The organism is Clostridium sp. 7_2_43FAA (genome assembly GCF_000158375.2).
In the GTDB taxonomy this organism is placed as follows: domain Bacteria; phylum Bacillota; class Clostridia; order Clostridiales; family Clostridiaceae; genus Clostridium; species Clostridium tertium.
Genome location: NZ_JH815222.1, coordinates 2,306,646 through 2,330,440, shown reverse-complemented (window position 1 = coordinate 2,330,440; position 23,795 = coordinate 2,306,646). Strand labels below are relative to the sequence as shown.

Annotated in this window: 24 protein-coding genes and 1 pseudogene; 19 read left to right on the top strand and 6 right to left on the bottom strand. The window is 26.4% G+C overall.

Features of this window, described 5'->3' with window-relative positions; all coding sequences use genetic code 11:
• Window positions 1-331 precede the first annotated feature (331 nt).
• Complete coding sequence (locus CSBG_RS12550) at window positions 332-2,554, top strand: GGDEF domain-containing protein (RefSeq protein WP_008680047.1); 2,223 nt, start codon at window positions 332-334, stop codon at window positions 2,552-2,554.
• A 120-nt stretch (window positions 2,555-2,674) separates the two neighbouring features.
• Here CSBG_RS12550 and CSBG_RS12545 read toward each other — a convergent pair whose 3' ends face one another.
• The gene (locus tag CSBG_RS12545) at window positions 2,675-3,226 is read right to left on the bottom strand and encodes a TetR/AcrR family transcriptional regulator (protein WP_008680045.1); all 552 of its coding nucleotides are present in this window, start codon (window positions 3,224-3,226) and stop codon (window positions 2,675-2,677) included.
• 215 nt (window positions 3,227-3,441) lie between these two features.
• On the opposite strand from CSBG_RS12545, the gene CSBG_RS12540 reads away from it, so the two are divergent.
• The 4 genes from CSBG_RS12540 to CSBG_RS12525 all read left to right on the top strand — a co-directional run bounded on the left by CSBG_RS12540 (window position 3,442) and on the right by CSBG_RS12525 (window position 9,238).
• Window positions 3,442-4,143, top strand: a complete 702-nt coding sequence (locus tag CSBG_RS12540) for an ABC transporter ATP-binding protein (protein WP_008680044.1) — start codon at window positions 3,442-3,444, stop codon at window positions 4,141-4,143.
• A 9-nt stretch (window positions 4,144-4,152) separates the two neighbouring features.
• The gene (locus CSBG_RS12535; protein ID WP_008680042.1) at window positions 4,153-7,560 is read left to right on the top strand and encodes an ABC transporter permease; all 3,408 of its coding nucleotides are present in this window, start codon (window positions 4,153-4,155) and stop codon (window positions 7,558-7,560) included.
• Between the two features lie 330 nt (window positions 7,561-7,890).
• Window positions 7,891-8,433 carry a hypothetical protein gene (locus tag CSBG_RS12530; protein ID WP_008680040.1) on the top strand — a complete coding sequence of 181 codons (543 nt, stop codon included), beginning with the start codon at window positions 7,891-7,893 and terminating at the stop codon, window positions 8,431-8,433.
• 262 nt (window positions 8,434-8,695) lie between these two features.
• The gene (locus CSBG_RS12525) at window positions 8,696-9,238 is read left to right on the top strand and encodes a hypothetical protein (RefSeq protein WP_008680038.1); all 543 of its coding nucleotides are present in this window, start codon (window positions 8,696-8,698) and stop codon (window positions 9,236-9,238) included.
• Between the two features lie 79 nt (window positions 9,239-9,317).
• Here the strand turns inward: CSBG_RS12525 and CSBG_RS12520 are convergent, their stop codons facing one another.
• Window positions 9,318-9,506: a hypothetical protein gene (locus CSBG_RS12520; protein ID WP_008680037.1), complete on the bottom strand. Its 189-nt coding sequence runs from the start codon at window positions 9,504-9,506 to the stop codon at window positions 9,318-9,320.
• Window positions 9,503-9,697, bottom strand: coding sequence for a DUF3788 family protein (locus tag CSBG_RS18055; protein ID WP_051005288.1), 195 nt, complete (start codon window positions 9,695-9,697; stop codon window positions 9,503-9,505). Before CSBG_RS18055 ends, CSBG_RS12520 begins: the two co-directional genes overlap by 4 nt.
• Before the next feature lie 264 nt (window positions 9,698-9,961).
• Here CSBG_RS18055 and CSBG_RS12510 point away from each other — a divergent pair, with 264 nt between their 5' ends.
• From CSBG_RS12510 to CSBG_RS12495, 4 genes are all read left to right on the top strand, one after another.
• On the top strand, window positions 9,962-10,501 hold the full coding sequence (locus CSBG_RS12510; protein ID WP_008680033.1) for a DUF4342 domain-containing protein: 540 nt from the start codon (window positions 9,962-9,964) through the stop codon (window positions 10,499-10,501).
• On the top strand, window positions 10,494-11,174 hold the full coding sequence (locus CSBG_RS12505; protein ID WP_008680031.1) for a response regulator transcription factor: 681 nt from the start codon (window positions 10,494-10,496) through the stop codon (window positions 11,172-11,174). Before CSBG_RS12510 ends, CSBG_RS12505 begins: the two co-directional genes overlap by 8 nt.
• The gene (locus CSBG_RS12500) at window positions 11,167-12,417 is read left to right on the top strand and encodes a HAMP domain-containing sensor histidine kinase (protein ID WP_008680030.1); all 1,251 of its coding nucleotides are present in this window, start codon (window positions 11,167-11,169) and stop codon (window positions 12,415-12,417) included. Before CSBG_RS12505 ends, CSBG_RS12500 begins: the two co-directional genes overlap by 8 nt.
• Window positions 12,418-12,702: 285 nt before the next feature.
• The gene (locus CSBG_RS12495; protein ID WP_008680028.1) at window positions 12,703-13,059 is read left to right on the top strand and encodes a hypothetical protein; all 357 of its coding nucleotides are present in this window, start codon (window positions 12,703-12,705) and stop codon (window positions 13,057-13,059) included.
• Window positions 13,060-13,849: 790 nt separating this feature from the next.
• On the opposite strand, the gene CSBG_RS12490 is transcribed toward CSBG_RS12495, so the two are convergent.
• The gene (locus CSBG_RS12490; RefSeq protein ID WP_008680022.1) at window positions 13,850-14,476 is read right to left on the bottom strand and encodes a hypothetical protein; all 627 of its coding nucleotides are present in this window, start codon (window positions 14,474-14,476) and stop codon (window positions 13,850-13,852) included.
• A gap of 229 nt (window positions 14,477-14,705) precedes the next feature.
• On the opposite strand from CSBG_RS12490, the gene CSBG_RS12485 reads away from it, so the two are divergent.
• The 6 genes and pseudogenes from CSBG_RS12485 (at window position 14,706) to CSBG_RS18785 (ending at window position 19,756) form a co-directional block, all read left to right on the top strand.
• Window positions 14,706-15,827, top strand: coding sequence for an SGNH/GDSL hydrolase family protein (locus tag CSBG_RS12485; protein ID WP_008680020.1), 1,122 nt, complete (start codon window positions 14,706-14,708; stop codon window positions 15,825-15,827).
• A 13-nt stretch (window positions 15,828-15,840) separates the two neighbouring features.
• Window positions 15,841-16,590, top strand: coding sequence for a hypothetical protein (locus CSBG_RS12480; protein ID WP_051005287.1), 750 nt, complete (start codon window positions 15,841-15,843; stop codon window positions 16,588-16,590).
• A gap of 177 nt (window positions 16,591-16,767) precedes the next feature.
• Window positions 16,768-16,923 carry a hypothetical protein gene (locus CSBG_RS18335; RefSeq protein WP_156804381.1) on the top strand — a complete coding sequence of 52 codons (156 nt, stop codon included), beginning with the start codon at window positions 16,768-16,770 and terminating at the stop codon, window positions 16,921-16,923.
• Between the two features lie 340 nt (window positions 16,924-17,263).
• A pseudogene (locus CSBG_RS18795) lies at window positions 17,264-17,533 on the top strand (glycosylase); the annotation flags it as partial.
• Between the two features lie 363 nt (window positions 17,534-17,896).
• Entirely contained in the window at window positions 17,897-18,382 is a 486-nt protein-coding gene (locus tag CSBG_RS18790; RefSeq protein WP_008680017.1) for a hypothetical protein, read from the top strand.
• 18 nt (window positions 18,383-18,400) lie between these two features.
• Complete coding sequence (locus CSBG_RS18785; RefSeq protein WP_008680015.1) at window positions 18,401-19,756, top strand: ATP-binding cassette domain-containing protein; 1,356 nt, start codon at window positions 18,401-18,403, stop codon at window positions 19,754-19,756.
• Between the two features lie 124 nt (window positions 19,757-19,880).
• Here CSBG_RS18785 and CSBG_RS12465 read toward each other — a convergent pair whose 3' ends face one another.
• Window positions 19,881-21,020 carry an SLC13 family permease gene (locus tag CSBG_RS12465; protein ID WP_008680013.1) on the bottom strand — a complete coding sequence of 380 codons (1,140 nt, stop codon included), beginning with the start codon at window positions 21,018-21,020 and terminating at the stop codon, window positions 19,881-19,883.
• Window positions 21,021-21,094: 74 nt separating this feature from the next.
• On the opposite strand from CSBG_RS12465, the gene CSBG_RS18980 reads away from it, so the two are divergent.
• Together CSBG_RS18980 and CSBG_RS12460 are read left to right on the top strand one after the other, a co-directional pair.
• Window positions 21,095-21,223 carry a hypothetical protein gene (locus tag CSBG_RS18980; protein ID WP_268875696.1) on the top strand — a complete coding sequence of 43 codons (129 nt, stop codon included), beginning with the start codon at window positions 21,095-21,097 and terminating at the stop codon, window positions 21,221-21,223.
• Between the two features lie 94 nt (window positions 21,224-21,317).
• Window positions 21,318-21,956: a nitroreductase family protein gene (locus CSBG_RS12460; protein ID WP_008680011.1), complete on the top strand. Its 639-nt coding sequence runs from the start codon at window positions 21,318-21,320 to the stop codon at window positions 21,954-21,956.
• Between the two features lie 60 nt (window positions 21,957-22,016).
• Here the strand turns inward: CSBG_RS12460 and CSBG_RS12455 are convergent, their stop codons facing one another.
• Window positions 22,017-22,670: a pentapeptide repeat-containing protein gene (locus tag CSBG_RS12455; protein WP_008680008.1), complete on the bottom strand. Its 654-nt coding sequence runs from the start codon at window positions 22,668-22,670 to the stop codon at window positions 22,017-22,019.
• Between the two features lie 368 nt (window positions 22,671-23,038).
• Here CSBG_RS12455 and CSBG_RS12450 point away from each other — a divergent pair, with 368 nt between their 5' ends.
• Both CSBG_RS12450 and CSBG_RS18780 read left to right on the top strand, forming a co-directional pair.
• The gene (locus tag CSBG_RS12450; RefSeq protein ID WP_008680004.1) at window positions 23,039-23,410 is read left to right on the top strand and encodes a PH domain-containing protein; all 372 of its coding nucleotides are present in this window, start codon (window positions 23,039-23,041) and stop codon (window positions 23,408-23,410) included.
• Window positions 23,411-23,438: 28 nt separating this feature from the next.
• A complete protein-coding gene (locus CSBG_RS18780; RefSeq protein ID WP_097033772.1) occupies window positions 23,439-23,498 on the top strand; it encodes an SHOCT domain-containing protein in 60 nt (19 codons plus the stop codon).
• The last annotated feature ends 297 nt before the right edge of the window (window positions 23,499-23,795 follow it).

The following is a 23,795-nucleotide window of genomic DNA, read 5'->3' as shown; positions in this document are numbered from 1 at the left end:
ATTATATATTTATATTGCTTAGTAGTTGTAAATAAGTTTTAAAGTAAAGTCAAAATCTAATTGAAGATTTACTGAATAAGGCTAGATGAGTAATTAATAATTCATCTAGCCTATTTTTAATAAATATTAAGTCATAAAATGTCAAAAAAGAGATTTATAATATTAAAAATATATTTATCATTAATGGAAAAAAGTATATAATGAGTATGAAAAAAGTATTAATAAAAGTTGCAAAATGATTAAAAAATAAATAAATTAAGTGAGAAAATTATTTGGAAATAAGATTTAATTCTAAGGAGTAAAAGTTTGAGGATGGAGAGTATAAAATTTTATGATAAGTGTAGCAAAGTTTAATGATAAATATAAAAAAAAATTATGTATATCAATAAGTATCTTGTTTATTTTATTTCTTTTTATAGGGATATTTTTATTTAGATACCACAATGAGCGTTTAATATCTTTGATTGATAAAGAAGCAAGAGCAACACTTAAAAATGTTTCATCACAAAATGTTATTACCCTGCATACAGGAGTTGAAGCAAAGAAGAAGTTATTAGAATCTCTAGCTAAAAACATAGAAACACGTAATAATTTTGAAATCTTGAGTATAGTTGAAGACTTAAAAGTTTATAGTGAATCTTATGGGTTTTATAATATGGGTATAATTGATAAAAATGGTATATGTTATAATACTTTAGGAGAAGTATTAGATTTAAGTCAATATGATTATTATAAAAATGGAATAAAAGGAATTGCTAGCATATCTGAAAGTTACATTAGTGAAGATAAACAGCTTATGCTTAATATATTTACTTTTCCGATTTATAATGGAAATAATGTAGATATGATATTAACAGCAACATATAGATCAGATGATTTTTCTAAGATTTTAAATATTAGTTCTTTTAATGGAGAAGGAGAAAGTATTGTAATTGATAAATCAGGAAATTTGGTTTCTAATTCAAACAAATTTTATAATAGCGACTTTAATATATTTTATAATTTGAAAGAAGGGAATCCTGAGCTATATAAAACAGTCATTGAGAATATTTCTAGGGGAGGGAGTGGATATATTAATTATAGTAATTTAAATGGAGATTATTTGGCATATTATGAGCCTCTTAATATAAATGATTGGTATTTAGTATCTTATGTACCCAATAGGTGTGTATATCAAAATGCTAGTATAATTTTTAGAGGTATTCATCTAGAAAGTGTATTATTGTATATTACGTTTATTGCAGCTGCTGGAATATTTATTTTATCTTATAATAAATACCAAAAAAATATTTTTCACCTTATTTTTATAGATGAATTGACAAAAGAAAAAAATTATCAATATTTGAGATTAAATTTTGAAAATATGAAGCAGCATGATAGAAAAAATAAATCATTAGTAGTTTTTGATATAGATAAGTTTAATGTTATAAATATAATGTATGGAACCAATATAGGAGATGATGTTTTAAAATATATTGTTAGAATATTTAAGGAAATGCTACCTAATGACGAGTTGTATAAAGATAATGCAGATGGATTTATAGGAATTATATATCATGATGATAAAGAAGAAATAGTTAAAAAATTAAATATGCTTGATTATAGAATTAAAAAAGATATTGAAACAAATAAAGTAATACCTATAAAAATATCTATGGGTATATGTTCATTAGATAACTCTGAAAGTCTGCATAGAATTTATAGTAACGCTCTTATAGCCAAAAGAGAGATAAAAGACAAAATGAATCAAAGTTATAAATTTTTTGATGAGCGAAATAAAAAAACTATAATAGATAATCAAAAAATCGAATCTGAGTTTCTAGAAGCTTTGAAAAATGATGAATTTGAAGTTTGGTATCAACCCAAATATGATATGAGAAATAAGAAAATTTGTGGAGCAGAAGCACTAATAAGATGGAGAAAACAAGATGGATCATTAATACCTCCTGATAAGTTTATACCTGTATTTGAAAATAATGGACAAATTATTCAACTAGATGAGGAAGTCATAAAAAAAGTATGTAAAGATATTAAAGAAATGAGTTATTTAGGATATGAAATTCATCCAATTTCTATTAATTTATCAAGGCTTCATCTTGAACATCAGGGAATAGTAAAAAGAATTGAAGCTTTATTAAAAGAATATGATATAGATACATCTAAAATTGCTTTTGAAATAACAGAAAGTGTATTTCTTAATAATAATGATAAATTAAATAATATTGTTGATGAATTGCATAGATTAGGCTTTAAAGTAGAAATGGATGATTATGGAACAGGAATTTCTGCACTTAGTTCAATATCAGAATCAAGCTTTGATACTTTAAAACTTGATAAATCATTTATAGATAATATAGGAAATCTCAAGATGGATATTATTATAAAATCTACAATAGATATGGCAAAGAAATTAAATATGAAAATTATTGCTGAAGGAATTGAAACTCAAGATCAAGTTGAATTTCTGGTAGCAAATAATTGTTTTATTGCACAAGGATATTATTTTTCTAAGCCAATTTCCAAAAATGATTATTTTGCATTATTATCAAAATAAGTTGTTTATTCAATATTTAATTATATAGTTTTTTAAATGCTAAAAAACTCCATTTTTGAAAGATGGAGTTTTAGATTTTTATTAAGAAAATATTTTATTCCTGCTTTTTATATTAAAACATTAAGGATGGAAAGAAATAATATTATTTATAATTTTAGCTATTTCTTCAGGTGATTCCTTTAAATCTTTTTCTAGCCAGGTTTGAATAACTGAAACAACTCCACCTACAGTATATTTTATAAAATAATCTAAAAAAATATTATTAACATTTGAAGTTCCAAGCATCTTATCAATTTCAGATTTACTTGCTACGTAAATAATACGATCCATAAGGCTAGTTTCCATTTGTTTACTAAATAATATTTTACATAAATCTTTATTATCATAAATTAGTTCAAGGGCTTTAAGTAATAAAACGTCTTTGTAATCTTCTACAGGGGTCTCCTCAATATATATAGATATTTGATTAAATAGTTCATCTTGTATGGATTTAAGTAAATCATAAGCATCTTTATAATGAGAATAAAAAGTTCCTCTATTAATATCTGATTTTTTACATATATCAGTAACAGTAATTTCGTGAATTCTTTTATCTTGAAGTAAATCAATTAAGCTTTCTTTTATTATCTTTTTAGTATATAAAGTTCTTCTATTGCCTTTAATTCCTGCCATTTTACTCATCCTTTTATGTATTTATTTAAAAATTTTAATTATATGTTAATAAGTAAACAAAAATAACTAAAATGTATATTTAATAACATTAAGAAAATATATGATTATTGTAATTAGAGTTTAGATTATTTATACTTAATTATAGCATTAACTAAACAAAGTGTCTATTTAATAACATTTAGTATTTTGAGTAGATAAAGATAAGGGAGAGAGAGATGTCATATATAGAAATAAGAGATGAATATAAAAGATACAAAATTGGAGAAAACACTATTATAGCAAATAACGGTATTGATTTTTCAATAGAAAAAGGAGAATTTGTTATTATTTTAGGGCCTAGTGGAGCTGGTAAAACAACTGTATTAAATATACTTGGAGGAATGGATACTTGTGATGAAGGTAAGGTAATTATTGATGATGTTGATATATCAAAATTTAATAATAAACAGCTTACAAATTACAGAAGATATGATGTAGGATTTGTATTTCAATTTTACAACTTAGTTCAAAATTTAACTGCAAAGGAAAATGTGGAACTTGCTACACAAATTACAAAAAATGCTCTAGATGTTGATAAAACTCTTGAATTAGTTGGGCTTGGCCATAGAAAAGGCAATTTTCCATCTCAATTATCAGGAGGGGAACAGCAAAGAGTAGCCATAGCAAGAGCTATAGCTAAAAATCCTAAATTACTTTTATGTGATGAGCCAACTGGAGCCCTTGACTATAAAACAGGTAAGCAGATTTTAAAAACTTTACAAGATACATGTAAAAATACAGGAACAACAGTAATTGTTATAACACATAATTCAGCACTTGCACCAATTGCAGATAGAGTTATAAAAATTAAAGATGCAAAGGTTAGAAGTATTGAAGTAAATGAAAATCCTGTTTCAGTTGATTCTATAGAGTGGTAGAGGATAAAGATGAAAAATATAGCATATAAAAAATCAATAACAAGAGAAATATTATCTTCAAAAGCAAGGTTTATTTCTATATTAGCCATAATATTTTTAGGGGTAGCCTTTTACGCTGGAATAAAATCCAGTGGACCAGACTTAAAAGAGTCTATAAATGAATTTTTTAGTGAACAAAATTTAATGGATAGCAAGATAGTATCTAGTATAGGTCTTAACGACAATGATTTAAAGTTACTTGAAAATAACGATAAAATTCTAGATTACTATGCAACACATAGTGTAGATGTAAATTTAACTAATACAAATAATGTTGTTAGATTTATGGAATATGATTCAAGTGATTCTACTATTATGAATAAGCTTATTGTTACAGAGGGTAGATTACCTGAAAATAGTGGAGAAATAGCTTTAGATGAAAATTCCTTAAAGGAAAATAAAAATATAAAAATAGGTGATGATTATACAATAGAATCTGATGTAGACTTAGATGAATACTTTAATAAGAAAACTTTTAAGATTGTTGGATTTGTACAAAGTCCTATGTATATAGAAAATATATCTAGAGGGACAACTACTGTTGGAAAAGGAAGTATAGATTATTTTGCAATTTTAAATAGCAGTGATATATCTATGGATGTATATACTGAGATATATGTAAGATTTAAAAATGTAGAAGATATTGGATCATATAGTGATGAGTATAAAGAAAAGATGGAAGAAAATAATAAATATCTTGAAGGTTTATACTCAAATAGAGTTATAGAAAGAATTGAAGAAATAAAATTAGAAGCAAAAAAAGAACTTGATAAAGCTTATAAAGAAATAGAAGATGGTGAAAAAAAGCTTGAAGATGCACAAAAAGAAATAGATGATGGTAAGATTCAACTTAGTGACGGTAAAAATCAATATGAAGAAGCTATAGAAAAGTACAATCAAGAAATTAAAAATGGTGAATTGAAACTAATTGAAGGTGAAAAGCAATTAGTTGATGGGCAAAATGAACTAGAGAAGCAAAAAGAACAATTTTTAAGTGGTGAAATAAAGCTTCAATCAGCTAAAGTTGAACTTGATAATGCAAAACAAGAATTTTTAAATCAAGGAATTGACCCCACGAAAAGTACACAAGAATATGATAAACAAATAGATAGCTTAAATATTTTAATTACAACATATGATTCACTTTCTAAGGATATAAAAGAAACAACAAGTAATCTTAAAGAAGGTGACAAAATTCCAAATGAGAAAATTCAATATTGGAAAGGGATTATATCTAATCCTAGTTTAGGGCTAAATGGTTTAAGTGATTTAGTAAATGGATTAGAACAAAATCCAGAAAATATTTCTTTAGCACTTAATATTTCAAAGGCAGTAGAAGATGCTAACAAAACTTTAAGTGAAAATAAATCTAAGTTAGAAATTTTAGTATCTGGAATAATTAAGTATCAGCAAGGAGTAACTGCTTATGAAGAGCAAGTTAATATCTTTAATGAAGGTAAGATAAAACTTGAAGAGGCCGAGAAGCAATTAGATAATGGAAAAGAAGAAATTATAAAAGGAAAAGCAGATCTTGAAGAAGGTAAAAAACAAGGTCAGTTAGAACTTGATAAGGCTAAAAAAGAGCTTGAGGATTCAGAACAAAAACTTCTTGATGGAGAAAAAGAAATCAAAGAAAATAGAGAAAAGTTAATAGATGGACGAAAAGAAATAGATAAAGAAAAAGAAAAATTAAATGATTTAGACGATAGTAAATACTATTTCTTTGACAGAGAGGATAATCCTGGTTATTCAACTTATAAAGGTTCAATTGACAGTTTAGATAAAATAGCCTCAGTATTTCCTGTATTTTTCTTTTTAGTGGCAGCACTTATATGCTTAACTACAATGACTAGAATGGTAGAAGAAAATAGGGTGGAAATAGGAACACTAAAGGCTTTAGGATATAGAGATTTAGAAATAGCTAGAAAATTTATAGTTTATGCAGCATTAGCTAGTATCGTAGGAAGTGTTCTTGGAATAGTAATTGGAAGTAGTGCCCTTCCATATATAATTAAGCAAGCATATTCATCTTCATTTACTTTACCAGATGTAAATATATATTTCTATCCATCATATGTAATTCAATCTTTAGTAGCTTCAATAGTGTGTACAGTAGGAGCAGCATTAATTGTATTAAAAGGAGAATTATTAGAAAACCCTTCTAACTTAATGAGAACAAAAGCTCCAAAGCTTGGTAAGAAGATATTACTAGAAAGAATTACACCATTATGGGAAAGATTAAATTTTAATCAAAAAGTTACATTTAGGAATCTTTTTAGATATAAGCAAAGAATGTTAATGACAATACTTGGTATATCAGGATGTATGGCTATGCTTGTTGCAGGATTAGCTCTTGAAAAGTCAACTTCTTCAGTTATGGATATTCAATTTGGTAAATTAATAAAATATGATGCTATGGTTGTATTTAATGATAAGAATATTGAAAAAGAAAATGATGAATACAACGAATCTTTAAAGAACTTAAAAGGATATGAAAGTAGCTTAAATATTTACCAAGATTCAGTTACATTTAGTAAAGAAGGTATAAGCAAGCAAACTGCTACTATGTATATACCTGAAAATACAGATGACTTAAATGATTATATATTATTAAATGATAGAGAAAGTGGCACACAGTACAAACTATCAAATAATGGTGTAATCATAAATGAAAAACTTGCAAAAATTTTAAATGCATCTGTAGGTGATAATATAATTGTAACAGATTCGGATAATAATGATCATGAAGTTATAGTCGATAATATAGTAGAAAATTATGCTGGACATTATATATATTTATCACCATCATATTATAAAGAAATATTTAATAATGATCCAATATATAATGCACAGTTACTAAAATTAAATTCAGATAGAGAAGATGATAATAAAGTATCTACTACTCTTATGGATAATGATAAAGTAATAAATGTTACACTTGCTTCAAAGATGAGAAGTTTAAGTGAATCTGCTGATTTAGGATTAGTTATGATAGTAATAATAGTTGCTTCAGGAAGTTTAGCTTTTGTTGTATTATACAATCTGATAAATATAAATGTATCTGAACGTATAAGGGAAATATCAACAATAAAGGTATTAGGTTTCTATGATAGCGAAGTAGCAATGTATATATTTAGAGAAAATATAATACTAACAATACTAGGAATACTTGCAGGGTCATTCCTTGGAAAAATATTGTATGTATTTTTAGTAAGCACAGCAGAAATGGATAACATGATGATGATACCAACTGTAGACATGATTGGTTATGTGATTTCTGGCTTAATTACAATGTTTTTTGCTATATTAGTTATGATAATGATGCATTTAAAATTAAAAAAAGTAAATATGGTAGATGCATTGAAATCCATAGAATAAAAGTTATATTAAAGGGAGACGCGTTTCGCGACTCCCTTTATTTTTTATTTTGTACTGTCTATTTTGTTTTTGTAATAGACTTTACTAAAAATTAATACAAGGTTTTGTGTGATTAGCAGAAAAAAAGGCTCCGTTTGACATAGCTTTGTTTGACAAATATATTATCAATTTATTCTAACATAGCTTTTATTAACAATATGAAGAAAAATTAATTTGTTGAAATAATAAAATAATAATATGGAACTTAATATTAAAAATTTTAGTAACATAATTATAACTGTGTAGTATACTATAACATAAGGTTTTTCAATAATTTTGAGGTGATTCAATATGTTAAATGATTATTGCTTTAATAATGAATTAGAATTTAAGTCATTAATATTCAATGCTGGTAATATTAATGATGCTGAAGAGACATCACCTGATACTGTACCTCTTGGAAGTGCTAATTCTAGCATTAGGATATTAGGATGGCTTCTTCCTCAAGGGGATACAAACGAGTATTCACTAACTTTTAGTGTCCCAAGGGATGCTATTAGATCTTCAAGAGCTAGGGTGTTTGTTCATTTATTAACTGATAATTCAAATACTCCAACTGGAAATAGGTTTGCAATCAGACTTTCATCATTATTTACTAGAGCTAATGGAGTAGTAAATATAGCAAATTTAAGGACTATTAATAGAGTTAATATTCCAATACAAAACTCACCAGGAAATTTTCAATATAATCATTATGTATTAGAGTTTGAACTAAATAATGTTATTAGAGCTGAAGATTTTGCTCTTTTAAGTGTTGCACGTATTCCAAATAATAATGACTTTGCTGGTGCATTACTTTTAACAAGTATAGAATTTAGATATCTAAGTAATTAAGTAAAAAATATGCAAAAAGCTAATTAAAAATAATGGGGCTATCGCACAGTTAAAAATGTAGAATGTATAATGAATTTAAGCTTTTCATTATGAAACACTAATTTCATTTTAAGTTTTACATTAAATGGCTGTTTGTGATAGCCTTTGTTATTAAATTTTAATTTTTTAATCTAATTTTAATCTTTCTTATATTTTAGATTAATCTTCTAAAAGTATTATATAACCATGATGAATGATTAACAAATACATGGAGGTAAATCAAATGGAAAGAAATGAAATGATTGAAATTATAATTGCAAAGGCTAATATAACTAATGAAGAGGCTATAGAGGTATTGGAAAAATGTAATTGGGATGTTGTAGATGCTATTATACATTTAGAGAGAAGTGGAAAAATAGAAAATAATGAGACTACTACAATAATTGAGGTAAAAGAAGAAGATCAAAAGCAAGAAAAAAATGAGAAGAGTAAAAAGCATGAAGAAAGATATGGTGGAATTGGTGAAATAATAGGTAGAATATTTAAGTTTATCGGTAAATTTATAAAAAAGGGAAATGAGAACTATTTTGAGATTAAAAAAGAAAATGAAAAGCCAATAAGAGTATCAATAACTATATCAATACTTTTATTATTATTTTTATCTGTACCAACTATGGTATTATTAGTAATTGGATTATTCTGTGGATATAAATATTCATTAGCTGGTTCTAACATCAATTATGATGGAGTAAATAATGTTTTTGAAAAAGCATCAGAATCTGCAGACACTATTAAAAAGGACTTTAAAGAGGGCTACGAAAAGTAATGAAAAAGTGAAAGAATGAAAAATTAGAGGAAAATAAAAATACCGTATATTCTTTTTAAACAATACGGTGTTTTTTATCTTATTGATTAATTGGCTCAAATGATATAGCCACGTCGCCTTCGCCTACTATTCCTACTATTTGATTTATATGAAAACCGCGAATGTAGAGTTTATTTTTATATGGAAGATCACTTAAAAATTTAATATTCATTTCATCATCAAATATAATAAGTTTAGTTGGAACATCGGTATTCAACATTACTATCATATCAATATTAGTTGTATTATCAAACCTATAAAACCCTTCTTTTTTTCTTTTTCTTTTTTTCCAATTACCACTATCACAGTAAAATAATTTTCCCTAGGATATACTGTACATAACGTTTTTCCGGATTTCTTGAATTTAACATTCCATCTTGGTTCCCATGAACATTTACTAAACTCAAGATTAGGTTTCACATTGTATAGTTTAATTATTTATGCACAGAAATCATCAAATAATGAATTTCTAATATATCTACTTATCTCATCTATATCTGGGCAATAATTATAATTTTTTATATCTATCATAGTATAGCTCTTTCCAAATTTAAATTATATATTAGGTTTTATTTATAAAATTATAATACAATTTATTAAAAATCAATATACTTAGCACAATTTAAATAGTAAAATTAAAATAGTATATGTTATTTTTTATGCTATAGATAAGGAGGTTTATTTATGGATAAGCTTAAATTAATAGATAAACTAAGAGAAAAAGCAAATATAAGTTATGAAGAAGCTAAAATAGTTTTGGAAAATAATAATTGGAATATATTAGATGCTTTATTATATTTAGAAGAGAGTGGAAAGTTAGAAAAACCTTCTGTTAGCATTTTTTATACAAATGAATCAAGATATAGTGGCGAAATTCAAATAATAAAAAATAATGATGAATATAAGTATAAAGCTCAAAGTGGCTATCAAGGAATTTTTGAAGCTATATGTAAGTTTATAGATACATGTAATAATATTTCTCTAGAGATAAAAAAGGTAGAGAAAGTATTTTTGAAAATTCCACTTACAGTTGTTGCTATACTTTTATTCTTTATGTTTTGGATTATTATACCTTTAATTATTGTTGGATTATTTTTTGATATAGAGTTTTATGTATATGCAAATAGTATTAATACAAATAAGGTTAATAAAATATTAATGGAAGTTTCAGAGCATGTAAAAGATATAAAAGAGAAGTTTAAAAAGGATGTTAAGAATGATTAAGATTTTAATAGTTGAAGATGAAGAAAAATTAGCAAGATTTATTGAGCTTGAGTTAAAACATGAAGGGTATGAAATATTAAAAGCTAATAATGGTAGAACAGGTGTTGAAATTGCAGAAAAAGGTGAGGTGGATTTAGTTCTTCTTGACATAATGCTTCCAGAAATTAATGGTCTTGAAGTATTAAGAAGGATTAGAAGAAGCTCAGATATTCCAGTTATAATGCTTACTGCAAGAGATGCAGTTATGGATAAGGTATCCGGTCTTGATGCAGGTGCAGATGATTATATAACAAAGCCTTTTGCAATTGAAGAATTACTTGCAAGGATAAGAACAGCACTTAAAAAGAGAATAGTCACAGTAAAAAAAGATGAAGACATAATAAGATGTGGTTTATTGTCCTTAGATAAAATGAGACATAAAGTAATGTATGATAGCACAGAAATAGAGCTTACTAATAGAGAGTTTAATTTATTACAAATATTAATGGAAAACAAGAATATAGTTTTAACTAGAAATACACTTATGGAAAAAGTATGTGGATATGATTATATTGGAGAAACTAATGTTATAGATGTTTATGTAAGATATTTAAGAACAAAAATAGACGATGTTTTTAAGGTTAAAACAATAACTACAGTTCGTGGAGTGGGGTACGTAATTAAAGATGAGTAGAAAAAGTAAAAATAAAAATGTTACATCTATTGCAATAAAGCTAAACTCTATTTTTGTAAGAGATATGTTTTTCAAGTTTCTTTTAATTGATATATGTATAATTATTGGATTTATTGGAGTTTGGTGTATTGAAGGTGAACTAAACTTTTATGGGGAGTTTGTAAAAAATGCTCAAAGGTCATTTAACTTTTATCCTATAGAAACAGCAACTTATAAAGTTGTTTTTGATAATGGAAGTGTGATGATAAAAGAGGCTAGTACTTTTTTAAATCTTCTTATAAGAGTAATTGCTGTTATTGGAATTATAGAATTAATAATGTTGTTAAATGAAATGATATTTGGTACTTCAAAAAATAGAAGAGTTTTAAAACCACTTAATGAAATAGCAGAAACAGCAAGTAGGCTTAGTGATATGGCATTTGATGAGCAGAAATTTCATAGTCTTGAAGATGCAATATCTAAGATTAGTCCAATTGCATCAGATGAAAGAATTCATATTGGAGATAATGAACTTCAGGGGTTAGAGGAAGCAATTAATAATTTATTAGATAGAATGAGAGAATCCTATAGGCAACAAGCAAGATTTGTTTCAGATGCATCACATGAGCTTAGAACTCCTATTTCTGTAATTCAAGGTTATGCTAATATGCTAGATCGTTGGGGAAAAGATGATGAAGAAGTATTAGAGGAATCTATTGCAGCTATAAAAAGTGAATCAGAAAATATGAAAAACTTAGTAGAACAATTATTATTTTTAGCTAGAGGCATTAATGGTAAAACTCAACTTAAAATTGTAGAATTTTCACTTAATGATATGATGAAAGAAGTATTGGAAGAGTCTAAAATGATAGATAGATACCACACATACACATATATAGATTCAGAAAATATAAATGTTTATGGTGATATATCATTACTTAAACAAACAGCTAGAATATTAATAGAAAATGCAGCAAAGTACACAGATAAACGTGAAGAAATAATATTAAAATGTGGAAAAAATGATAATAATGAGCCTTATTTTTCAGTTCAAGATAATGGTATAGGAATGGATGAAAATGATGTAGTTCATATATTTGAACGTTTTTTTAGAGCAGATACTGCAAGGGTTAGAAAAAATGGTGGTACAGGGCTTGGACTATCTATTGCTAAATGGATTATTGATAGTCATAATGGATATTTTAGCGTATTGAGTAGGAAAGAAATAGGTACGAGAATAACTGTTTTTCTACCTATAAGATAATAAAATTTATTATTTGATGACTTTATGTGGTTATTAGATAGTTATTAATTTGAATCTTAAAATAGATTTAAATTATACATAGGCTGAAAATTAATAAGAGAGAAATCAATGTGATAGTTTTCTGCAGTAAAATGAACCTTTTAACAAAGTTCTATTAAAAAATTTATTTTAATTTGTAAGAGAATAAAATACTTAAAACAAACTAAAAATATATGTATTCAGTTTATTGGATTAAAATTAATCAATAATTAAAGATGATGTTGTTAAAAGGAGTGTAAATAAACAATGCAGAAAAAAATAGGTCGCTTCATAATATCTGTAATAATTTTAACATTCACTATTACTAATATTCCATATGCGCAACCAATAGAGCCACCAGCACCATATGGACCAAAAGTTGAGGATTTGAAAAATAAGGAAGAGCTTGTAAGAAATTTACGAGATATTGAAAGAATAAGAAAAAATTTAAGCGCTGTAAATATAAGTGCTGATTCAACCCCTGACGATTTGGAGGCTATTAATAAAGATTTAGAATATTATATACAACAATTTGAGGTTATTGAAAAAAATTTACAAAACCATAAAGTTTCATATAAAGATTCTTTTTCAGATATATTTTTTCAGAGCAAATTTTATTTGTAGCTGAAAGTTTTGTTATAAGCATAAGACAACAACAAAATTTAATAAGAGAATTAGGAATTAATAGAGAAGAAGCAAAAAAACTATTTTATTCATCATATTTAATACCAGTATATTATTACCTTACTTTAGGAGATAATATGATAGCTTATATTGAAACATATTTTAGGATAACTTAAATTTGTTTTTTAATTTTAATGACAATTAAATTTCTTTATAAATGCTTCTATAAAAATAATGACAACAAATATACTAATATAGTATATTTGTTGTCATTTTAATATTAATAAAAATTCAAATGTTTTTTATCAATTACAAAATTTGATATAACATTACTTTACTTGATTATTTCCCTTATCTTTATTATTGTTGTCCCTATTTTGGCCAAAGTTACTCTTGTTATTTTTATTCTTGTTATATTGAGAACTTCCCATATATATCACCACCTTACTTCAATACTTATTATTTGCGTAAAGAGTTTTTGATATTCCCCTAAAAGCAAGTGTAAATTAAAGCAAATTAGTAATATATAGTTTGTTTATTTTAGTGGGTGTGAAATTAGAATAGTAGTGGTTTTTAGTATAATTGTTATTAATTTTTGTATAATTAATTAAATACAATGGAATGAATAATTTTCTTCTAAATAATTATTTTGTAGGATAATTAGCAGCTCGGAACTAGGTACTATACTAGATAATTTTGAAGTGAGAAATAGTATGGGACTGTATAAAATAAAGTTTATACAGTCCTAGACTTATATATTTTAATATTATTAAATTTTTACATATTTACATTAATTCACGCCATCTCTAGTACAAGTATATTTAAAAGGTGGTTGAGTTTGAAGATAAAATCCATTTCTAACTTGAGAAATCCAATTTTGAAAAATTTGTAACCAAGCAGTACTATTAAAAAAAGCCTCTAAAGGTAAATTCGGATTCCATTCTAGCAATAAGAAAGGTCCTATTCCAAAGGACCAAATTCCAGTTTGTTCAACCGTTGATTCTCTAATTAAAAGCATAGGAAGACCAAATTGAAAAGCCATAGCAGGTTCAATTTGAGCAAAAGGACTACCTTCCCAAGTTGTGAAATTTAGGTCTTCTCCTAAATTGTTTTCTAATGCTCTAACTTCTCTTTGAGCGAGGTTAAGAGCTATAAAGCCGTAGCTTGATAATATCATTCTTCTTATATTAGTTAGTGGTGGTTCAGGATATTGTTCAGAAACTGGAAGGGTTCTAGGAAGTAGTAGAGTTTTTTTGATTTCTATAATGATAGTGCTTACAAATTCTTGTTGAATTGAATTTAATCTACTTGGATGGCTAAGAAAAACTGGTATTCTATATAAAAGACTTGAACATTCTTGTATTACATTATTGCCCGATGGTATAAAAGGATTTTCAGGATTTAATTTATTTAACATAGTTATCTCATCTCCATAATAATTATTATTTTATCTTTTGATTCATATTACAGTATATAAAATGTATAAATGAAATGTTAATTAAATTGAGTATTTTATGAGATCATTATAAGCAAATATTCAGATTTATATAGAAATAATAAGAAAATATATATTTTTTTTGATAAAAGATATACAATTGTATGTAAGATTTTAACAAGTTATATTGAAGTTTTTATGGAGGTTTAATATGGAGTATGTAATTACTAAAGAAATGATAAAGAACTCATTAGTTAGTAAAGGGGATATATCAAGACTTACTGATGTTTTAAAAAAAGCACAAAGTGGACAAGATATAACAGTAGCTTTTTTAGGCGGGTCTATAACTCAAGTATGTAATGCAACTAGACAGGAAAATTGCTATGCAAGTAGAGCATATTTATGGTTTAAAGATACATTTAACAATACAAATGTCAATTTTATAAATGCAGGTGTTGGAGCAACTGAATCAATTATAGGAGTTCATAGAGTTAAAAGACAAGTATTAGATAAAAATCCAGATATAATATTTATTGACTTTGCTGTAAACGATAAAAGTACTATTTATGACAAGGTAGCTTATGAAAGCTTAATAAGAAGTATACTATCAATAGAAAATCCTCCAGCTATAGTGGAAGTATTTATGAGTAATTTTGATGGAAGTAATGTACAAGCTCAGCAAATAGAAATTGGGAAAAAATATAATATTCCAATGATAAGCATCAGAGATACTGTACACTCAGAAATAGAAAAAGGAAATTTTAAATGGGTAGACGTGGCTACTGATGAAGTTCATCCAAATGATTATGGTCATTTCATAATATCAGAGTTATTAATTGATTTTATAAAAAGCGTATTAGATGATATTAATAAAACTGATAATACTAAGATTGATAAAAAAGAAATCGATTTTGAAAGCACAGTCTTTGGAGAAAAATATAAGAATGGATTTATAGAAAATAATAAGTGTCTAGAAGTTAGTAAAATAGAAGGCTTTATTAAAGATAATGAAGGCTTCCAAGTATTCCAGGATGGATGGAAATGCAATTTAGAAAAAGGAAAGACAGCGTCCTTATCAGTTAATATTGAAGGTAAAAATATATTTTTATTATATAAAAAATCAATTAAAGAAACAGCAGCTGAAATAGAAGTAATAGTAGATGAAAATGATCCGATTATAATTGATACTTACTTCGAAGATGGATGGGGAGATTATTCGGCAACAGAGTTATTAGTTGAATCTGAAAATATATCTAATAATAAGATTCAAATAAGTGTAGTTGATGAAGAAAAATTAACAGAAACATATATAATGGGATTTTTAGCATCTTAGGAGGCAAGGATTTATGTACTTAGAAGAATTTAATATGAAAGATTATAAATTTATAGAAGCTGATAATTCTCATTATAAATATATGGGAAGAATTGATTTTGAAAATTCGAAGACACCAACAATTATTTACGCTGGTAGCATGATAAAAATTAAATTTAGCGGGACAAGTTTAAAAGTTGCTTTAAAGAATTACCATAATCATTATGAAAATGCTATTGGATTTATTATTGATAATGAAATAGAGGACAAAGTTGTAATAAAAGAGCATTATAAAGATATAGTAATAGATATTGCAGAAGATTTAGAGGATAAATTACATGATTTAATTTTGTATAAAAGATCTGATTCAGCTCATTATTTTGACTTTTACGGAATCATAATAGATAAAGATTCTTATACTGAAGAAGCAAAGCAAAAATATAATAGAAGAATTGAGTGCTTTGGTGATTCAGTTTCAGCAGGAGAAGTATCTGAAGCACTTGATTATGTTGGTAAAGTAGATCCAGAAGGGCATGAAGGAATTTACTCTAATTCATGGTATTCATATTCAATGATAACAGCAAAAAACTTAGGAGCAGAAATTAATAATAATGCTCAAGGTGGAATTGCAGTAATGGATGGAACTGGTTATTTTAATACAGATAGGGGGTATTTAGGTGCAGAATCTACTTACGATAAGCTTAGATATAACCCAGAGCTTGGATATTGTAATGATTGGGATTTTTCAAGATATACACCACATGTAGTAATTATGGCACTATGACAAAATGATGCTCATCCTGAAAATTATATAGATAAGAATAGAGAAAAAAGGGAAATATGGAAATCTAAATATGCCGAGATAATAACAGATTTAAGAAGTAAATATCTAGATGCTTTATTTATAGTTATAACAACTATTTTAGGTCATAATAAGGGTTGGGATGATGCTCTTGATGAAATGGTTGATAAGTTAAATGATGAAAAGATAGTTAGATATAAGTTTAAGAGAAATGGATGTGGAACTCCAGGTCACATAAGAATTCCGGAAGCAGAGGAAATGGCAAATGAATTAACTAGCTATATAGAATCTTTTGGAGAATGTATATGGAAGTAAGTTTGTTATTAAAAAATATAACATTATTACAGAAATATAAACAATAATAAAGTATAAACAGCTTAAATATAGAAATTAAATTTAATAGATAGTAAATTTAATATGTAATTGTTAACAAGTTTGTTTAGCTAGTAAAATTATTAATTTATATTCAATATAGGAATATTTAATTTGAAAACAGTAAGATTGGGAGGAATTTTATGGAAAAAGTAAAGATATTTGGAGAAAAATTAAGTAATATGCCTTGGCAAGATAAGCCAGAAAGCTTTGATGGGGTTTTATATGGAGACATGATGGTAATCCAATTATAAACTAGAATCCTACAAAGAAATCAGCAAGAATATTTAATAGCGCAGTATTACCTTATGAAGATGGATTTATAGGAATATTTAGAGCAGATCATAAAAATGGTAAGCCACAACTACATGTTGGTAGAAGTAAAGATGGACTAGCTTGGGATATTGAAGATGAAGAAATTCATTGGAAAGATGAAGATGGAAATGATTATCAACCAAACTATTCTTATGATCTAAGATTAGTTAAAATTGGAGATACTTATTATATTGTTTGGTGTGCTGAATTTGGCGGAGCTGCACTTGGGCTTGGAACAACAAAAGACTTTAAAGAATTTGTTAGACTTGAAAATCCATTTATTCCATTTAACAGAAATGGAGTTTTATTCCCAATTCACAGGGGTATCTGGTTCTGGAAAGTCATCTATTGTTTTGAAACAGTTGCAAAGGAAGCACAACGTCAATTAAATGAGACATTTAGTGCTTTCATAAGAAATTTTTTACCTAAGTATGGAGAAGCTAAGGCGGATCATATAGAAAATTTATCAACGCCAATTATTATTGATCAAAGTAGACTTGGAGGTAATTCAAGATCAACTTTAGGTACTATTACAGATATAAATTCATATTTAAGAGCTTTATATTCAAGATTTGGAAGTACTTATATAGGAAAAGCCAATATGTTTTCTTTTAATGATATTAATGGAATGTGCTCAGAATGTGAAGGACTTGGGAAGAAGTTAGTTCCTAATATGGATGAAATACTTGATATGAATAAGTCATTAAATGAAGGAGCTATTTTACTTTCAGGCTTTGGAGTAGGTTCTTGGCACTGGAAGATATTTGACCAATCGGGTTATTTTGATAATGATAAGAAAATAAAGGATTATACAAAGGAAGAATTAGAAAAGTTTTTATATGGAGAGTCACATAAGATTCAAATAGATGAAACAGGTACAACAAATATAACCTATGAAGGATTAATGAATAAGTTTAATAGATTATATTTAGGTAAGCAAGGTGATACATCTGAAGCAACAAAGAAAAAGTTAAGTAAGTTACTTATAGAAGACAAATGTCCTCTTTGTCAAGGAAGAAGACTTCATCAAAGAGTTTATGATTGCTTAATTAATGGATATAATATTACAGATTTAACTAGTATGTAAATTGATGAATTAGTTAAAGTGATAAAGGAAATAAATGAGCCAGAAGCAGAGCCTTTGATAAAAGGAATAGTAGAAAAATTGAATAACATAATTGATATAGGACTTGGGTACTTAACTTTAGATAGAGAAACATCAACATTATCTGGTGGGGAATCTCAACGTATAAAAATGGTAAAGTACTTAAATAGTAACCTTATAGATTTAATGTATATATTTGATGAGCCAAGTGTAGGGCTTCATCCAAGAGATGTACATAAATTAAATGATCTTTTGATAAAATTACGTGATAAAGGTAATACAGTAATAGTTGTTGAGCATGATCCAGATGTTATAAAAATTGCAGATCATATTATTGATGTAGGACCAAGAGCAGGAAGATATGGTGGAGAAATTGTATATGAAGGAAGCTATGAAAATCTTCTTATATCACGGACTTTAACTGGAAATGCATTAAATAAAGCTTTAACTATTAAGGAAAACGTAAGAGAGCATAAGGGATACTTAGAAGTTGTAAATGGTAATAGGAATAATTTGGAAAATGTATCGGTGACAATACCTAAAGGAATATTAACTTTAGTAACAGGTGTTGCAGGTTCAGGGAAAAGTACATTAATTAAATATGAATTTTTAAAACAAAATAAAGATGCTGTACTTATAGATCAAAGCCCTGTATCAGCTAATTCCAGATCTAGTTTAGCAACATATAGTGGAATTATGGACAATATAAGAAAAGCCTTTTCAAAAGTAAATAATGTTAATGTATCATTGTTTAGTTCGAATTCAGAAGGAGCTTGTGAAAACTGTAATGGAACTGGAGTTATAGAGACAAATCTTGCATTTATGGAAAATATAAAGAGTACTTGTGATGTTTGTGAAGGTAAAAAATTTAAAAAAGAAGTTTTAGATTATAGATTCCAAGGAAAGAGCGTAATAGAAGTTCTTGAAATGTCAGTTACAGAAGCAATTGAATTTTTTCATATAAAACCAATAAAGACAAAGCTACAATCTATTGAAGATATGGGAATTGGATATTTAACTTTAGGTCAAACACTTGATACACTATCTGGAGGTGAGTGTCAAAGGTTAAAGCTTGCGAGTGAGTTACATAATAAGAGTTCAATATATATTTTAGATGAACCTACAACAGGTCTTCATATGTCTGATATAGAAAAGTTTGTTAATATAATAGAAGGCATTGTAGATAGCGGAAATACAGTTATAATAATTGAACATAATATAGATGTAATAAAAAGAGCAGATTGGATTATTGATATGGGACCTGAGGGTGGAACAAGAGGTGGAGAAATAATATTTGAGGGAACACCAAAGGAACTATGTAACTGTAAAGAATCATTAACAGCAAAATATATTTAAGTTATCTATTAGAAATATAAAAAGACAGAGATATGTCTTAGCTATATTTAAAATATAATTTGAAAAAACTATATAAAAAGTTCTTACTTGTATTTAAACATAGTAAGAACTTTTTTCTATTAACTTATATTTTATTAATAAAATATATCAGTGGAACTAATATTAATAATCCGCAAAGGTTATATAAGGTAAAGCTTTTTAAGAAATCTTTACTACTTTCAGGATATTCTTTTATATAAAGTTTATATGAAATAACACTAGCTAATGAAGCTATAAGTGTGCCAAGTCCCCCTATATTAACTCCAAGTAAAAGTTCTTTATAATATGGAGTAAATCCTGAAATAAGCATAGTTGCAGGTACATTACTTATACCTTGACTTACAATTATTGATGAAAAATAAGTACTTTTACTAGAAGAAAGTATTGTTTCCATAATATTTTTAATATAATCCATTGAAGATATATTGCCTATAAATATAAAGAAACAAATGAAAGTTAATAGTAAAGAGTAATCAACTAACTTGAATAGTTTTTTATTTAAAAAGAATACTGTACTAATAGTAAAAATAAAAGTAATTTTATAATCAATAACATGAAAAACAGAAAGTAGTATTATTAAAAGCAATATTAAGTATATTGCAAATTCCTTTAAATTAGAAATTTTTATAGTTTCTACTGTAAAGGAGTATGGCTTATTTTTACTCTTGAAAATTATTGCAATTAAAAATAAAGTTGAAAGTACTACTAATGGAATAGTTATTTTAAAGAACTCTAATGGACTAACTTTAAAAAATGAATAAATAAAAAGATTTTGAGGGTTACCCATAGGAGTTAAAGAGCTCCCTAAATTAGCAGCAATCGTTTGAAATATTATTATTTTAAAAGGATTTATTTTTATCTTCTTCCCAATTACTAACGTTAATGGCACAAATGTAATTAAAGCTACATCATTTGTAACTATCATAGAAGAGAAGAAGGTTAAAAATATCAAAGTAAAACATATAGATCTATGGCTTGTACATTTAGATAGTAATGATGTAGCAAAGCAATCTAATACCTTTAATCTCTTAAAAGCAGCTACTATAAGCATTAAATTAAATAAAAGAACCAAAACCTTAAAATCAATGTATTCTAATTTAGGCATAGAAAAAAAGGAAGACACTATTGCTAATGTTAATGCGATAACTAGTAAAATATCTTTTTTTATAAATACAGTAATTTTTTCAGTGAATTTAATTTTTTCTGGATTGAATATAGAATTCATTTAAAACCTCGCTGTTAAATTTATTTATGAAAAATACTTAATAAATTTTACACTAATGAAGTTATTAAATTCAAGTGGTAAGAATAATATACATTTTAGTTTTTGAAGATGGGAAAATAGTTCAAAGTGGAAAGCATGAGAACTTATTAGAAGAAGGTGGACTTTATAAGAAGTTATATGATACTCAATTTAGAAAAGTTTAAGTTATAAATTATATTCAATATTTAAAAAGTTGACGTAAAATACCTTTTTAATTATAATTTCTTTATAATTAAACTTTATAAGGAGAAATAGCTAATGACAAACTTAGATTTTATTTATAATCGTAAAAGTATAAGACAGTTTAAGGATATACCAGTGAAAAGGGAAGATATATTAGAGATAATAAAAGCTGGAACTTATGCACCGTCTCCAAAGCATCAACAAAACTGGAATTTTGTTGTATTACAAAATAAAGAAGTGATAAATGAGGTAGCTAAGATAGTTACTAAAAGCCATGAAAGAATCGGACAACTTGCAAAAAATGAAAAAGATTTTAAAAGGCATATGAGTGTAATAAATTATTATACATGTTTTAAAGATGCACCTGTTGTGATATTAGTATATGGCAGTGAATACAAAATGATAGAGTATAAGATATTAAAAGAAAATAATGCACCAAAAGAAGTTTTAGATGTATTATTATCACCACAATCAGCTGCCCAAGGAATAGGAGCAGCAGTGGAAAATATATTATTGGCGGCAACAGAAATGGGATATGGAACTTGTTATATGACAGGGCCTACACATGCAAAAAGTGAGATTGAAAGTTTAATTAATTTTAATAAAGAGGGTTATGAGCTTATGTCTATGGTTGCTTTAGGTGTACCAGAAGAAAATACTCCAAAACAGCCACCACGTAAACCATTAGAAGAAGTTATAACATTTATAGATTAATTACAAAGGGGCAGACCCAAACGCGAGCCCCTTTTAAGAAAATTTATTATTCAAGAGCTATTATTTTTCAGATACTGGAATATTTTTAATAAGCTTTATTATATAACTTAGTGTATAAAATTCTCTATTTAATTCATTAGTAATAAAATTCAATCCTTTAATTAATGTTTCTTCATCAAAGTTTTCTAAAAGAATCATAATGTTTAAGTAATTAAGATCCCCATCTTTTGTGTCTAGAATTCTTGAAGCTTTTATGTATTTATTATTGAAAGTATTAAAAGCTGCATTTTTAAGTTCTTCGCTTATTTCTATTTTAGGCATTTCATCAAAGATTCTTATTCCTGGATTATCAATATCTAAATTTTTTGCTTGACTTATGTCTGTGGATACAAATATAGTATTTACAAATTTAGCATCTTTAAAGTCAACGTCTTGTAACTTAGCTGAGTCAAATATAGTGTTTTCAAAGGTTGCATTTTTAAAATTACTTTTTCTAAAATTTGTTCCTATAAATTCAGACCATTTAAAACTACATTTTAAAAAGCTAGATGATTTAAAATGTGCTCCTCTAAAATTTACATAATCAAAATTTGAGCCTGCAAAGTTACAGTTATAACAATTACTTTTCTCAAGATTTTGATACATGAAGTTTTTATCTTTCTTTTCTATATTATTATAATGAAAATTTCTTTTTACGTTTTTATTTATAGCCATTAGTGCCTCCATCTTAATCCATTTGGATATAATAAGTTTTATTTTGGACATATTCAGTCTAGTTAATATTATCATACTGTTAATATTATTACTAATAAATAATAAGAACTGATTAGAAAGTTAGAAATATTACACTTAATTCAATTGTAGAATCTAATATAGGTTTCAAGCATGATAATGTTTACTCAATGGTGATTTGATGATAGTATAAATTATAGTGTAAATATAAGTTATATTAAAAGATATACTTAGAATAGGAGCGGATTTAAAGTGAAAGAGTATAAGGGGTATAGCGGAAATAAAGAGCCTTTACAAGTTACTGTAATTATAAGAATAAAAAGCATGGGATTTCTAGAAATGCAAATGATATGTATAAATACTGTATAGATAATAATTATGGAATGGGAACAGATAAAAGTTGGGCACTAAAGCATTTTCAATTAATAGAAAAATCTTTAGGTTCAGATGAAGAAATACTAATGTGTTTTATTGGTCTTCATAATTATATTAGCAGTAGTAAACATGATTCCAATTTTGCTTATGCTGTTACAAATAAAAGAATTATAATGGCACAAAAGAAGATGCTAGGAGAAATAATTCAAACCGTATCATTAAAAAATGTTAATGATATTACTATGACCACAGGTGCAATAACTGGTATTATTACTATAGATACTGTAAAGGAAACTTTTAATGTTGCAATAAATAAAAGTGGAGCAGACCTACAGTTCAGTAGATGAGATTTTAAAATTTAAAGAATTGTTTGATATGGGTGTTATCACAGAAGAAGAGTTTAATATTAAGAAAAAACAAATCCTAGGTATTTAATTTACCTGTAAAACTATCAGCCATATATAAGAATGGTTTATTAGGTATAAGTATAATTTTATATTGCAGATATAAAATAAGCCCATGAGAATCTCAATAGTAGATTTTCATGGGTTAAACTCATTATTTTGATAATATTTTATTAGAACTATAATTATTAATTTTAGTAAAAGCTAAGTTATTTCAGCTAAATAGAGAATAGAAAAAATATAAGATAAGAGTAATAAAAGGTTTTATTCTGTAAATTGGGAAATGGTGTATAATTTATTTATATTAATTGTTTACAAGGAGGAAGAG